The sequence below is a fragment of the Enterobacter sp. MGH 16 genome (assembly GCF_000493175.1).
Classification (GTDB): domain Bacteria; phylum Pseudomonadota; class Gammaproteobacteria; order Enterobacterales; family Enterobacteriaceae; genus Enterobacter; species Enterobacter roggenkampii.
This window is the reverse complement of sequence record NZ_KI535695.1, coordinates 3,257,270-3,270,969: the sequence shown is the minus strand read 5'-3', so window position 1 is coordinate 3,270,969 and position 13,700 is coordinate 3,257,270. Positions and strand designations below refer to the sequence as shown.

Annotated in this window: 12 protein-coding genes; 2 read left to right on the top strand and 10 right to left on the bottom strand. The window is 52.3% G+C overall.

Features of this window, described 5'->3' with window-relative positions; all coding sequences use genetic code 11:
• Positions 1–3 precede the first annotated feature (3 nt).
• From L362_RS07550 to ygjG, 9 genes are all read right to left on the bottom strand, one after another.
• A complete protein-coding gene (locus tag L362_RS07550; protein WP_050583071.1) occupies positions 4–705 on the bottom strand; it encodes a fimbria/pilus periplasmic chaperone in 702 nt (233 codons plus the stop codon).
• A 10-nt stretch (positions 706–715) separates the two neighbouring features.
• A complete protein-coding gene (locus tag L362_RS07555; RefSeq protein ID WP_023294617.1) occupies positions 716–1,246 on the bottom strand; it encodes a fimbrial protein in 531 nt (176 codons plus the stop codon).
• Positions 1,247–1,255: 9 nt separating this feature from the next.
• Positions 1,256–1,801, bottom strand: a complete 546-nt coding sequence (locus L362_RS07560; protein WP_023344948.1) for a fimbrial protein — start codon at positions 1,799–1,801, stop codon at positions 1,256–1,258.
• A 10-nt stretch (positions 1,802–1,811) separates the two neighbouring features.
• Complete coding sequence (locus L362_RS07565; protein ID WP_008503167.1) at positions 1,812–2,819, bottom strand: fimbrial protein; 1,008 nt, start codon at positions 2,817–2,819, stop codon at positions 1,812–1,814.
• Positions 2,820–5,447: a fimbrial biogenesis usher protein gene (locus L362_RS07570; protein ID WP_023344947.1), complete on the bottom strand. Its 2,628-nt coding sequence runs from the start codon at positions 5,445–5,447 to the stop codon at positions 2,820–2,822.
• 77 nt (positions 5,448–5,524) lie between these two features.
• A complete protein-coding gene (locus L362_RS07575) occupies positions 5,525–6,232 on the bottom strand; it encodes a fimbria/pilus periplasmic chaperone (protein ID WP_008503169.1) in 708 nt (235 codons plus the stop codon).
• 45 nt (positions 6,233–6,277) lie between these two features.
• On the bottom strand, positions 6,278–6,811 hold the full coding sequence (locus tag L362_RS07580) for a fimbrial protein (protein WP_021242352.1): 534 nt from the start codon (positions 6,809–6,811) through the stop codon (positions 6,278–6,280).
• Between the two features lie 72 nt (positions 6,812–6,883).
• The gene (locus L362_RS07585; protein ID WP_008503171.1) at positions 6,884–7,426 is read right to left on the bottom strand and encodes a fimbrial protein BcfA; all 543 of its coding nucleotides are present in this window, start codon (positions 7,424–7,426) and stop codon (positions 6,884–6,886) included.
• Between the two features lie 511 nt (positions 7,427–7,937).
• Positions 7,938–9,317, bottom strand: coding sequence for a putrescine aminotransferase (gene ygjG / locus L362_RS07590; protein WP_023344946.1), 1,380 nt, complete (start codon positions 9,315–9,317; stop codon positions 7,938–7,940).
• A gap of 436 nt (positions 9,318–9,753) precedes the next feature.
• On the opposite strand from ygjG, the gene L362_RS07595 reads away from it, so the two are divergent.
• Positions 9,754–11,274 (top strand): methyl-accepting chemotaxis protein, encoded by a 1,521-nt coding sequence (locus tag L362_RS07595; RefSeq protein WP_008503173.1) that lies wholly within the window; start codon positions 9,754–9,756, stop codon positions 11,272–11,274.
• 337 nt (positions 11,275–11,611) lie between these two features.
• On the top strand, positions 11,612–13,171 hold the full coding sequence (locus L362_RS07600) for a methyl-accepting chemotaxis protein (protein ID WP_023344945.1): 1,560 nt from the start codon (positions 11,612–11,614) through the stop codon (positions 13,169–13,171).
• Here L362_RS07600 and L362_RS07605 read toward each other — a convergent pair.
• Complete coding sequence (locus L362_RS07605; RefSeq protein ID WP_008503175.1) at positions 13,168–13,662, bottom strand: PadR family transcriptional regulator; 495 nt, start codon at positions 13,660–13,662, stop codon at positions 13,168–13,170. The genes L362_RS07600 and L362_RS07605 overlap by 4 nt on opposite strands.
• Positions 13,663–13,700 lie beyond the last annotated feature (38 nt).

Sequence of the window (13,700 nt, the reverse complement as noted above, 5' to 3'; positions counted from 1 at the left end):
TACTCATTTCAGATTAAGGATGTTAACCACGGGCGGCATAACCCGGCCATAGTCGTTTATGGTTTGCCAGCGTATTTCGCAGCGAGGCGCCTTCTGGCACTCGTCCATTGTTCGCTGGCTAAAAGGGGCAATGATGCCCGCGTTATCAATGGATTTGTTGTTAATACGCGTCTGGAAGAGCGTCACGTAGTAGGGGGTCGGGTTCTTCACCACGAGCTGGTTTGCTGAATATGACCAGAGGATTTCCCGATACGCGTTTTCTGGATTGCCGTTTAATCCCTCAGGGCGATAGAACACTTTGAAGCTTGAACGTACGGCCATTTGCACGTTGTCGCTGCTGGTTTTACTGGCTGGAATGGTTGAGATGCTGAGGGTGAAAAGCGTTTCACGGTCAGCAGGCAAACCCTCATCGGCACGAAAAATCCTGATGCTATTTTCGCGTCCGCCCTGTAGTGCAAAAAGCGCGGGCGTTGCAACAAGCGCCGAGGTCGCCTGTGGGGCAAAGGTTGCCCCTGGCCAGTTTCCGCCAGCATAAATTTTTGCGCTGACCAGCCAGGGAAGCGTGGATTTATTGCGCACTGAAACGGTAATGGAGTGCTGTTTTTCAGGATAGACGAAGCGTGTCCCCCCTATCACGACGCCTGCATGCGCAAAAGAGATGAACGTTAAGATGGCTAAAACAGGGATCAGGATGCGCAGTTTCATCACGGTGTTATCAGGCATAAGTCAAAATAAAGGTTGCTGCAGCATTGGCTGTTCCGGGCGATACAGCGCCTCCGTCAGCAAGATAACGGGCATAAAAATCAAGGGTGGCAGTAAGCTGGTTATTTGACAGCGTAAACAGCTGGCTTTCATCGCCCAGCGGTATAAGCGTTTTGTCCGGATTATAAATACCGATAGCCACGCCGCTGGCATAACCCGGACCGCCTGTCAGCGAAAGCAAATCTGCGTTGCCCTGATTGGGTGTGCCTTCAAAATGGGTACTGATGTTATTCAACCCTGCGCCGCAGTTTTCAAGATTGATAGCAAAATGTTCCCATGGCGTATTATTTTTCTGGTTCGTAAATTGCCCTGTGGCGACGTCGCTCATACGAACGATAAGATTTTCCGAATCAGGCGATATGATGCAGGTTTTGCTTTTTACGGTACCTACAATATAAACGGTCCCGTCGTGCGCCATTGTACTCGCACTGCCCAGGTGCATCAGGATAATGCAGAAGAAAAATAACCGGAGAAACGGTTTCATTCATATTCCTTACTGATAAAGCAGGTCAAAATACATAACGGCAGTCGCATTTCCTGACGTCACGACGGGCAGCGTGGATTTATAGTGCAAATAAAACGTGAGCGTGTTATCCCCAGGCAGCAGCGGATAAAGCGAGGACTCCGTATTATTGATCGGTATTGGGGTGCGATTGGAATCCAGTAGCTCGACGCCGAGGCCCGTTGCCATCCTGCCAGGCGTTCCCTTTCCGTTATCTGAAAGTGCCAGCAATGTCGGGTTGTTCGCATCCACATTCCCGGTAAACCAAACTTTGGTGCCGTTAATGGCGCGGGTGCAACCTTTCAACGTGATATCAAACTTTGTATCCGGCGTTGTGGTGCCAACCGACGGGAAATCATCCGCGGTAAAGTCACCGAGTTCGACCGTCTGCTCAACGCTGCCTGTGTCGACGTTGCAGGACTCCCCCACGATGGTGCCGATAAACTGAACATTGAAACTGTCATTATCTGCTCTGGCGGTCTGTAAGGACAACGCCAGATTTGCCAGCAGAAACAGGAGAAAATAGCGCTTTTTCATCACCCAATCCTTATGCGAAATCAACGCGTAACAAGGCCAGAGCGGTGAACACGCCCAGTTCCGGGGAATTGCCCGTTGTGCTGATAGGATATGCTTTCAGCGTCACGTTGGCCTTGCCCGCCTCATCAGTCGTAAAAGGTGCGCTACTTGAAAAGACATTCGGTTTCAGTATGTTGTCTTGCTCACTGGTAACCACGACGGCAACATCAGGATTATCCGATGCCAGCGCTTCCGGGTAGCGAGGGTCCGATGTGCCCATAACGCGCAAGGTTAATTGTGCCGGCGAGTTCACGTCAGCATTACATTCAATGGGCACATTAAAGGTTTTGGGCTGAGCGTTGTCCGGCATCTGCCCGGCGCGCGTAAAATCACCGTGATAAAGAGAACCCAGATCCACCGTCACGGTTTGCCCGGCATTAATGACGCAGTTTTGCGGCACGGTAATAACGCCACTGTAGGTAATCTGGTAGACAATATTGGTCAGGCGATCGTTATTCGTCGTGGTGACGTACACATTGAACATCAATTTTGGCGGGATAACTACGGTGCCGATAAAAGGCCTGACAATTTGTAATTTAAAGATCAGGTCATTATCGTTGACCGGGAAAACGCCGCCGGTATCCACTTCATCGTGGCCGCCCATGTGAACGTACTCAATGGGGGGATAAAACTCACCAATGGTTGCGTCATTTATTTTCATGGCGCCAATAATATAATCCGGGTCAAGCTGGAGATATTTCCATTCACCATCCGTTTTGACGACCGGAAAAGGGCTCAAATAGGAGCGATAGGTGCGTTTTTCCCACTCACCCGGTGGACAGGTGGCGTTAACCTGCACATCCTGATTTTTTTCCAGCTCTGTGGAGCCACCTTTAATGTTCTGATTGGTGTTCAGCGTGGTGGTCAAATCATAGTTAACAATCGAGATGCCACCGTTAGCATTTTTACAAATATCGGCTATTCCATAAGGTGAGAATGCCAGCCCGACCACATAAAATAAAATCATCCATAATTTCATTTATATACACTCCGTTTTCAACCGCAGCAGCGGCTGTTTACTTTCAGGTAATTGATACTTCACGCTACATTGCTTGTCTGACCCTTCACCCCACTGAATTTTCAGCGTTCCCGCCGGGCTCAGGCCAGAGAGATAGACCTCTCCGTCTTCACCCACAATCGTATCGCTGCCATTGTCATCACGTGACACCATGGCACCGAAAGGAACGGGTTTGCCCCGATGGGTTAAGGTCATTAACGCACGCGTACCAGGCCGGGCTTTGAAGGTTGCACGCACAACCGCGCCACGGGTTGGGACCACATTGGTTACGGCATCATCGATATCCATATCGTCAGCCAGTGAGTTGATGTCCAGTGCCATGCGGTTGAGATGATACGAGGACGCGTAGGGAACCACGGCATAGCCTCTCCAGTCGGTATGAATACCTGGCTCGTTCTCGACCTTGACGTTACTCGCGCCCGGAGCGGCAATCAGCACGTTGGTATCACCCAGCGGCTGGCTAAGGGTGATGCCGTTCCGGTGAGCAATGACGCCGCCGCTCAAACCGTAGTTCACCTGCTGGTAGTCGCCGTTTCCGCTGTAGTTATAGCCCACGTTCGCATTGCCATAGGCGCTATCGTATTCAAGGCTGCTGGAGCCTTGTGATTTTGTCCCCTGGCTTGAATACCCTTCCTGAACGCTGTAGCTCAGGTTGTTATCCTCAAGCAATGTGCCGTTGATCCCGGCATTTTGCGAGGTTTCACCCTTTTTGTCGGTGCTGATGTTGTAGGTGGCATAAGCATAGTTATGCTTCTGGCTGACATCGTTTTGTGGACGCAGCCACAGGCTCAATGGCAGCGACAAATTCAGCGCGTAAATCTCGTCGCTTTTCGACATGCCCGGTGATTTGTTGTAGTTGTAGGACAGGCTGTAGGACACATCTTTAATGGTCCCGCTAAAGCCTACCTGGAGTAGCGTATTTTTTTCATCGGTATGCCAGTAGGTCTGTTGGCTGCCCGTGACAAAGAGCGAACCTGCATGACCAAGCTGCTGAGAGATGTTGAACTGAACCTTTCCTCGCTTGGTGTAGTACAGATTGTAATAATCCATCCAGGGATTTTGCTGTTCGGTATCGTTGTCCTCGGGGTCACCTGTGTAGCCGCGCATTTGCTTATAGGCTGTTTCATCCAGGGAATAGAATCCCGAGGTCGAGTACCGGTAGCCCAGCAGCTGAAAGTTAGTGCCGAGGCCGTTAAGGGATTTTGCATACAGAAAACGGATCGATTGCCCTGAATGCGTGCTGTCATCCGCCAGCGTGCTCTTCGCGTGAGTCACATCCGCAGAGATAGCGCCCAGTTCACCCATATTCAGGCCGGTGCCGAATGCCAGCGAGTGGTAATTGTTGGTTATCTGCGATCCGCTATACAGCGTGAAGCCATGCGAAAGCCCCCAGATTAGAGACCCCTGAACGAAATTAACCTCATCCTGTTGATCGCTGCTGCTGCGGTATTCGGCCGCTGTTAATGCGTACTTTACGCGGCCTTCACGCTGGAGTACGGGAACGGTGGAATAAGGCACGGAATAGCTGTTGATGCTACCGTCAGATTCTTTTACCTCAACGCTGAGGTCACCGCTTGAGGACGTGGGAAACAGGTCGCTAATCGCAAATGCACCCGGTGGAACATAGCTTTGATAAATGGTGTAGCCATTTTGCTTAATGGTTACCTGAGCATTGCTTTTTGCGATACCCCGGATCGTGGGCGCGAAACCCTTCAGGCTATCGGGCAGCATATTGTCATCAGAGGCGATTTGCGCACCGCGAAAAGGGAGGCTGTCAAATACGTCTGATGGGGTGTAGCTGTCGCCCAGCGTCAGTCTTCCTTTCAGCGGAATGACCGCGCGTTCAACATAGGTATTAATGTGCTGCCAGTTGTCGCTGCGTGAGTCATCGCTGTTGTGATAATTCCAGCTTGAGTAATCCCTTAACCGCCACGGGCCAAGGTTCAACCCGCTGTTAAGCCCGAGGAAATAGCTTTTACTGGTTGAGTTGCTCTCCCCCCGATCGCGGCTACGAGAGCCGGTGAAGTTATAATTCAGCAGGAGGGCATTAATGCCTTCATCCCATTGTTCAGGCGGAATATATCCGCGTGCGCTATTCCTCAGGGCGGCTTGCGGGATACTGATATCCAGCCGCTGATGCTCAAAATCAAAGGTGGTTGATGAGGCGGGAATGATTGACGCAATATCAATACAGCTGTCCGTTTTTTCCGCCGTCAGCGCAGGGAACGCCTGAAGGTTAACGCCCAGGTTTTCCAGTGCTTTTGCTGATAAACAGGCGGTCAGACCGGTATCATCCGCCTGCGGTTGTGCCGTCGACGCGGTATTTCTTGCCGTAAAGGTGATATCGCGAGTCGCCACAAACGCCCCGTTAAGCCAGAGATCGACACGATAAACGCCTGGTGCCTGGCCATTGGTGGAAAACCGCGACAGGTCAGCAACGGCAGAGGGATCGCTAGACAAAAATGCCGGGTTGAAAAAATATTCTGCACTTGCATCTGATGGCGATAGCAATCCTGCTATCGCCATCGCCACTGGCGTAAGGGATGTTAAAGAAAATGTGCTAAAAATCAGTGAAGTATTACGTTTCATCTCTTTTCCCTGCAGTAAATGCTAAGTACTTCCTTCCTTGAAGACAAAATGCAGGTCTGCTATTTCATTTCAGGTTGTTAATGGGAACAAATCTGCGTAGGGGTATTTGCGCCGAAATCATTCACTGTCTGGAATTTCACACTGCCGGAACCGCCGCCGGGGATATCCACCGTCAACGTGTTTTTAGGTGCGACCATTGAATTGGGAAGACGGGTTCCCCCAACAAAGAACTGCACCAACGATACGTAATACGGTGATGGATTCGTTATGATGACTTTTCCATTTTCTGTCCGACACGTCAGCGTTTTGGGCGCATCCACGGAAAGGGATGTTAATTTCTTAGGGCGAATGAATAACTTAATCACACTCTGTGTTGCTATTTGCAGCGTATTGCCCTGAAGCTTATTTTTATCGACAGACGGAATAGCCTTGCTGTTCAGATAGAAAACAGTTTCGCGATCGGCAGGAAGGTCGGGGCCGATATACATAATACGCAGCGTGTTCTCTTTCTTAGGGTGGATAACAAACAACGGTGGCGTAAGGATAAAGTCTGGTGACTTGATACCCTCAACGTTGGCTACCCATGATTGTATTAAGAACGTATTGTCTGCCGACGAATTGATCACCGGTAATGAAACCTGTTTATCCCCCTGCGGATAAATGACGCGGGTAGCCCCTAAAGCAATTCCACCTGCAGAGGCATTCGTTGCCAGACCCATTGTCAGCAGCAACGTACCAGCCATCATCAGGCGAGACAAAGACGTAGGTGATGTGTTCATTTGCATTGTTCCCTCAATTCTCATGACGAGGCACTCGGGCCTCTGAGTGTTTTACTGGTAGACGACGTTAAACCATACCTGGGCGTCGGCCGTACCAGCCTGAACGTGCGGTTGTGTGGAGCGGTATTTCGCCATAAAACGCAGAACATTGGCGCCGTTCTGCAAGGGGGCGTACCAGGGCGGGGCTGTATCCGGAATAAGTAGATGGCCGGTTGCGTCAAATATTCCCACACCAATCCCCTGCGCTGCGCCTGCGCCATAACCTGCGCGAAAAATTTGCGGGTCTTTTGCATCGGACTCGCCGCTGAACAGTACGCCCGCACGTTGACTGACGCTGGTATCGCAGTCTTCTAGCGTTATCTGAAAGGCTGTTGGTGCTGCCCAATCGCCCGTTGCGGCAAATTCGTTATTGCGTATTTGGCCCATACGCACAATCTGGTCCTGACTTTCTGCACTGACGGAACAGCCGGTGTTGACGACTTGCCCCTGAAAATGCACGCTTCCGTCGTCAATTGCCGAGGCGGGCAGTGCAACGCACAGCAATACGCTGAAAAACAGCACTGATTGCCTGGTGACCTGTCGCATAGTGACTCCGTTTCGATGGATCGGCAAAACACCCCCGAATCAGATTCCGAGGGTGTTACTGCTGCTAACGAATCAGGAGTAAACCATCTGGAATGTTGCAGTCGAGGATACGTTACCCGGCGTGGCCGCACCGGTAGCGATGTAGTCAACGCTCAGCGGGATGGTGTTCTCGCCATTGATCAGCTTCACGTTGGAGGAGGTATCACCGATATTGAGTACGTTACCATCCGGTCCGAACAGTTGCAGTGCGACGTTAGTTGCTGAGCCAGCTCCCGCTGTGTTAGCCAGTGAACCTGCCAGTGCTGCGTCTTGCTGACCGTTGAAAATCACAGCGGCGTTCTGGCTTACCGTGGTGTCACAATCTTCCAGAACGATTTTGAAATCTTCTTTCTGGTTCGCCTGCATTCCTTTTGTCGTCAATTTCACAGTACGAACCTGGCTCAGCGTTACAGTCTGATCTACGGAGTCAGCTGCGACCGAACATGCAGCATTAACAACCTGGCCAACGAAGTTAACCGTACCGCCAGAAACCGTGACGGTGTCTGCCTGTGCGTTCATCGCTACGCCACTTACCATTGCCGTTGCAATGACCATTGCTAAAACGTGCTTTTTCATACAAATCCTTTTAAATAAACATCTTTCTGTCAAATTGAAATTGAGTAAAAGCTATATGCTTTCACAGCGTGAACTTGAATAACGTTTAACAAGTTCCGTTATTTAGAATATGCATTTCGCATAATGGACGGGCTTATTGAAAAGCTCTTTTCATCATGTTTATGATGTTCCGCGGCAGGTATTCTAGGAGCCGTGAAATATTATTTCAATGTATGGTGGTATAATATGCCGTTAGTTTTTTTTAGGTATAATATTAGAATTAATTAATATTTTTAAATGATGTAAGTAGTGGTGTTTTTACCGGATTTTAACAATGGGCGCCCTGTTTTCGGTCAAATAGATAAAGGTGGTGTATGGATATCGGTTTGGTTGCAAAAAAAATCATGTAAGAGAAAAGGAACTTTATAATTTTAAAAGTATAAATGTATGTCTGAAATATAATACTATTATTTCAATTTGTAATATTTATACCAGAAAAATGAAATCCCCCTCGGTTAAGAGGGGGGATTGATCAGATCTCTTCTACGCGCACACTGAGTGCTGCCAGCGCTTTACGTGCCGCTTTTAGCACCTGCTCACACTGCTCAATGGTCAGCGTAAGCGGCGGTTCAATACGAATGGTTTTTGCGTTATTAAGCGTCCCGGCCACCAGCACACGCTGCCTGAACATCTCGCTCGCGAAGCTGTAGCCGATTTCGTTATCAACGAACTCAATCGCCATCAGCATCCCTTTGCCGCGCGCCTCCTGCACAAGGTCAGGGTATTCCCGGCCCAGCTGGCGGAAGCCGTCCAGCAGCATGTCGCCTTTTTGCTCCGCCTGCGCAGGCAGGTTTTGCTCCAGCAGCACGTTGATGGTCGCCAGCGCCGCCGCACAGGCCAGCGGGTTACCGCCAAAGGTGGTGGTATGCAGGAACGGATTGTCGAACAGCACCGAGAAGACTTCTTCGGTGGCGACCGTCGCGCCAATCGGCATCACGCCGCCGCCGAGCGCTTTCGCCAGGCACAGAATGTCCGGCTGCACGTTTTCGTGCTCGCAGGCGAACATCTTGCCGGTACGCCCCATGCCGGTCTGGACTTCGTCGAGGATCAGCAGCGCGCCAAACTCGTCGCACAGCTGACGCACGGCAGGCAGATAGCCCTGCGGAGGGAGGATGACGCCGCCTTCACCCTGAATGGGCTCCAGGATCACCGCCGCCACGTCATCGCCGGTTTTACGGCATTCGCTCAGCACGGTGCGCATGGCGTTAATGTCGCCGAACGGCACGTGGCGGAAGCCCGGCAGCAGCGGCATAAACGGTTTGCGGAAAGTGGATTTAGCGGTCGCCGACAGTGCGCCGAGGGATTTACCGTGGAACGCGCCGCTGGTGGCGATAAAGGTAAATTTCCCGCGCGGCGACTGGTACGCTTTGGCGAGCTTAATCGCCGCTTCGACCGATTCTGTGCCGCTGTTGCTGAAGAAGCTGTATTTCAGTTTGCCGGGCGTTAAGGCCGCCAGCGTTTTCGCGAGCATGGCGCGAAGCGGGTCGAGCAGTTCCTGGCTATGGAGAGGTTGTTTCGCAAGTTGATTCTGTACGGCGGAAACCACAACTGGATTACGGTGCCCCACGTTGAAAATTCCAAAACCTCCCAGGCAATCGATAAACTCCTGTCCCTGGGTGTCGACAAGCGTGTTGAGACTTCCCGCTTGCCACTCTACGGCTCCGTAATCCCCGCCGGCGGTAACAGATTTGCGATACTCCAGAAACCCTGGATTGACGTGCTCTTTAAAGTAATCGATGACCTCACGGTTAAGTTGTTTCATCTCCTCATGATCAAGCGTTCGCTTCTCAATGAGATTCAGTGCGTGCGCGGTACAGGCAAGAGCCGAGGCGCTGGAAGGTAACCTGTTCAAAATGTGCTCCCGGGGATCGCGTATCACATGATACTGGTTTAAGTATTGCAGGGATTACGCCACTTCAGAGGCCTTAACGAAAATCGGGATAAACGCCAGGTTAAAATAATGTTGCACAATATTTAATCATGCCGAAGGAAGCCAAACGGGATTTAGCGGTACGGGGCAGCAAGTATAAAGAAAGGGGGGAAGAGTGTCGCTGCACTAAAGAGGTGCATACGCTGCAACTTAAGCGGGCATTAACAGGTCATACTTTGTCGGTAATTTCTTCGCGAAAGTATTTGAAATCAATGAATTAAAATATCGTACAAAAAGTATGGTTTAAGTCAAATCTGCGATCTTCATCAAGTTTAACAACTAAAGATAAATTGTTTACCGCCGAAAAAACATTGACCCACAAAATTAACATTCAAATAACCTGCAAGGGATGCTCACGATGTCCTCTCCAACCTATGTCACCCAGAATGAATATCCTCTGGACGATGACACCACCTTAATGTCTACCACAGACGTCCACAGCTACATCACCCACGCCAACGACACCTTTGTGCAGGTGAGCGGCTATCAGCTCGATGAGCTGACGGGCCAGCCGCACAATATGGTGCGCCATCCCGATATGCCAAAAGCTGCGTTTGCCGATATGTGGTACACGCTGCAGCAGGGCGAGCCGTGGAGCGGGATTGTCAAAAACCGGCGCAAAAACGGTGACCACTACTGGGTGCGTGCTAACGCGGTGCCGATGGTGCGCCGCGGGCAGGTGACGGGCTATATGTCGATTCGCACCAGAGCCACAGCGGAAGAGATCGCCGCCGTGGAGCCGCTCTACCGGGCGCTGAACGACGGGCGCTGTAAAAAACGTATTCACAAAGGGCTGGTGGTGGGAAAGGGCTGGCTGGGTAAACTCCCGGCCATGCCGCTGCGCTGGCGCGTGCGCAGCGTGATGGCGGTGCTCTTTGCCGGACTCGCCGCCACGCTGGCCGCCACCTCCGCAGGCTGGTTACCGCTTGCCGCCGCTGCGGTGGTGATGCTGATGGGAACGCTGCTGTTTGAGCAACAGATTGTCCGCCCGATAGAGAATGTGGCGCGACAGGCGCTGAAGGTCGCCACCGGCGAGCGCAACAGCGTGCAGCATCTTAACCGCAGCGATGAGCTGGGCCTGACGCTGCGCGCGGTAGGACAGCTTGGCCTGATGTGCCGCTGGTTGATCAATGACGTGTCGAGCCAGGTAGTGAGCGTCCGTGACGGCAGCGACAGGCTGGCGCAGGGGAATGAAGATTTGAACGATCGGACCCGTCAGACCGTCGCGAACGTGCAGCAGACCGTCGCGACAATGAACCAGATGGCCGCGTCCGTGCAGAGTAACTCCGAGACCGCCGCCGAGGTGGACAAACTCTCCGTGGCCGCCAGCAGCGCGGCGACGAAAGGGGGCAACGCGATGCAAACCGTCGTTAAAACGATGGATGACATTGCCGACAGCACGCAGCGCATTGGCTCGATTACCTCTCTGATTAACGATATCGCGTTCCAGACCAATATTCTGGCGCTGAACGCGGCGGTTGAAGCGGCAAGGGCAGGGGAGCAGGGCAAAGGGTTTGCCGTGGTCGCGGGCGAAGTCCGTCATCTCGCCAGCCGCAGTGCCAGTGCGGCTAACGATATTCGTAAACTCATTGATGCCAGTGCCAGCAAGGTGCAGTCCGGCTCTGAGCAGGTTCACGCCGCGGGCCGTACGATGGATGATATCGTTGTGCAGGTGAAAAACGTGACCCAGCTTATCGCCCAGATCAGCCACGCGACCTCCGAGCAGGCAACCGGCTTATCAGAGCTAACCCGTGCGGTAGCTGAACTCGACAGCATCACGCAGAAAAACGCCGATCTGGTCGAGGAGAGCGCGCACATTTCTGCCATGGTGAAGCACCGCGCCGGACGCCTTAAGGATGCGGTGACCGTGCTCCATTGAGTCAGTCATGTTCCAAAAAAGCCGTTTATACCGTAGGGAATAAACGGCTTTTTATTTTTCTGATTGTGACTATTAATGGGGTTTGTTGTTAATTTAATATTAAATAACTAAAGAAAGTGCCTCAGTTATTTATTCCTGCCTAAGTCAGTTCTTCAGAATGCTATTTCGAAAATACCCCGTTTGGCGGTCTGGTAACGATCGATGAGGCCATATTAATAGCCTGCACCTATGTATTGTGAGGATTATGAAATAAAAAAACGATCAAACTCATAAAGTTAGCGAAATCGTTACCGATAACAGCGATCGTCTGAGAAATAATCACATCGATGGAGAAAATATGTTCTTTCATGACGTAAAGATCGGCACGAAATTATTTCTGGCGTTTGGGTTCTTTATTGTCCTGATGGCGATCAGCGCAAGTGTGTCTTTGCTGAGCCTGAACCGGGCAAATAATGGGATGCAGTCCATTGTTACCCATGACTATCCGACCACGGTAAAAGCGAACCAGTTAATTGATAACTTCCAGGAATTTATTAGCACTCAACAGCTGATGCTGCTGGACGAGCAGGGTACCTACACGGGGCAATCTCAGCAGCGCCTGAAAGAGATCAGCGAGCATATCACGGTGATCCTGGGCGAGCTGAACACCGCGTTGCAGGATCAACAGTCTCAGCAGGTGCTGGCGGATATCCGCAGCGTGCGCCAGCAGTACCTGGATTCACGCTACCGCATTCTGCAGGCGGTGCAGAACAACAACCGTGCGGGCGCCATACAGGAAATGATGACCACCACCCTCGCCGTGCAGCAGGCTTACAAAGCGAAGGTGAAGGAGCTGATCGCCATTCAGAACAGCGAGATGCAGCGTGCGGGCACGCAGGTGGAAGGAGATTTCAGGTCTAACCGTCTGCTGCTGATCCTGCTCACGCTCTTTAGCGTTGCGGCAGGCAGCCTGATTGGCTGGTTTATCGTGCGCGCCATCACCCGCCCGCTCGGTGAGGCGGTGAATTTCGCAAAAGCGATTTCAGAGGGCGATCTGACGGGCAGCATCACGCCGCACGGCAAAGACGAAACGGGCCTGCTGCTGCATGCGCTGATGGAGATGAAGACGCGTCTGCTGGACATTGTGCAGCAGGTGCAAACCGGCTCGGAGAATATCTCCAGCGCTGCCGCGCAGATTGTCGCCGGGAACCAGGATCTGGCCGCACGCACGGAAGAGCAGGCCAGCTCCGTTGAACAGACTGCCGCCTCGATGGAGCAGATCACCGCCACGGTGAAAAATACCGCCTCGCATACCGGTGAAGCGACCAACCTTTCTGCCGATGCCGCCACGGTGGTCAAAAACAACGGTGAGATGATGAAGCAGGTGACCAGCAAAATGCGCCTGATTAACGAGACCTCCAACCGGATGTCCGACATTATCGACCTGATCGACGCTATTGCTTTCCAGACCAATATTCTGGCGCTGAACGCGGCGGTGGAAGCGGCGCGCGCCGGTGAGCACGGCCGCGGCTTTGCGGTAGTGGCCGGAGAGGTGCGCCAGCTTGCCCAGAAGAGCGCGTCGTCTGCCAGCGAAATCCGCGAGCTGATTGAGAGCTCCACCAGCCAGACCCAGGACGGGATGAACCTGGTCGAAAAAGCGAGTGGGCTGATTAACGGCATGGTTGGCAACGTGGAGGAGATGGATGCGATCCTGCGCGAGATCCGTCAGGCCAGCCATGAGCAGACGGAGGGGATCTCGCAGATCAACAGCGCGATTGGCCTGATTGATGCCACTACCCAGCAAAACTCCGCGCTGGTGGAGGAATCCGTCGCGGCGGCGGCATCGCTTAACGAACAGGCGATGCACCTGAAAGAGCTGGTACGCGTATTCCGCGTGAGCGAGCACGCACCGGCTTAATCCAGCTGGGAGATCTCCAGCGCCGCGCGGTCGATTACGCCGATAATCTGCTTAAGCTGCGCGTCGCTGAGCTCTCCCTGATTCACCTTCAGGTCTAATACCGCCTTGAAGTTATCCAGCGCCCGCTTCATCTGGGGGTTTTTGCGCAGCTGAAAGCCGACGCTGCGCGCTTTGATACGCACCTGGATCTGTTCCAGCTGTTCCCGGTTTTCGTCCAGCCAGCGTTGTCCTTCAGCGGTAATCGCAATGCGCTTACGCCCGTTCTCTTCTTCTGTAATGGTGATAAAAGCCTGATCCTGCAAATAATCCAGGGTTGGATAGATGACGCCCGGGCTCGGGGTGTAGTTCCCCTGGGTCAGGTTCTCGATCTCTTTAATCAGCTCATAGCCGTGGCTCGCGTTGCGGGTCAGGATATCCAGAATCACCAGCCGCAAATCGCCGTGGCCGAAAAAGCGCGGCCGACGTCCGCCGCCCTCGTGTTCGTGTCGCATAGTATTCCCTTTTTTTTGATATATCTAAACTATATCTA

Bases quoted from the DNA above. Each gene is read 5' to 3' on its own strand.
- L362_RS07550 (WP_050583071.1), bottom strand. From the start codon at position 705: ATGAAACTGCGCATCCTGATCCCTGTTTTAGCCATCTTAACGTTCATC.
- L362_RS07555 (WP_023294617.1), bottom strand. From the start codon at position 1,246: ATGAAACCGTTTCTCCGGTTATTTTTCTTCTGCATTATCCTGATGCAC.
- L362_RS07560 (WP_023344948.1), bottom strand. From the start codon at position 1,801: ATGAAAAAGCGCTATTTTCTCCTGTTTCTGCTGGCAAATCTGGCGTTG.
- L362_RS07565 (WP_008503167.1), bottom strand. From the start codon at position 2,819: ATGAAATTATGGATGATTTTATTTTATGTGGTCGGGCTGGCATTCTCA.
- L362_RS07570 (WP_023344947.1), bottom strand. From the start codon at position 5,447: ATGAAACGTAATACTTCACTGATTTTTAGCACATTTTCTTTAACATCC.
- L362_RS07575 (WP_008503169.1), bottom strand. From the start codon at position 6,232: ATGCAAATGAACACATCACCTACGTCTTTGTCTCGCCTGATGATGGCT.
- L362_RS07580 (WP_021242352.1), bottom strand. From the start codon at position 6,811: ATGCGACAGGTCACCAGGCAATCAGTGCTGTTTTTCAGCGTATTGCTG.
- L362_RS07585 (WP_008503171.1), bottom strand. From the start codon at position 7,426: ATGAAAAAGCACGTTTTAGCAATGGTCATTGCAACGGCAATGGTAAGT.
- L362_RS07595 (WP_008503173.1), top strand. From the start codon at position 9,754: ATGTCCTCTCCAACCTATGTCACCCAGAATGAATATCCTCTGGACGAT.
- L362_RS07600 (WP_023344945.1), top strand. From the start codon at position 11,612: ATGTTCTTTCATGACGTAAAGATCGGCACGAAATTATTTCTGGCGTTT.
- L362_RS07605 (WP_008503175.1), bottom strand. From the start codon at position 13,662: ATGCGACACGAACACGAGGGCGGCGGACGTCGGCCGCGCTTTTTCGGC.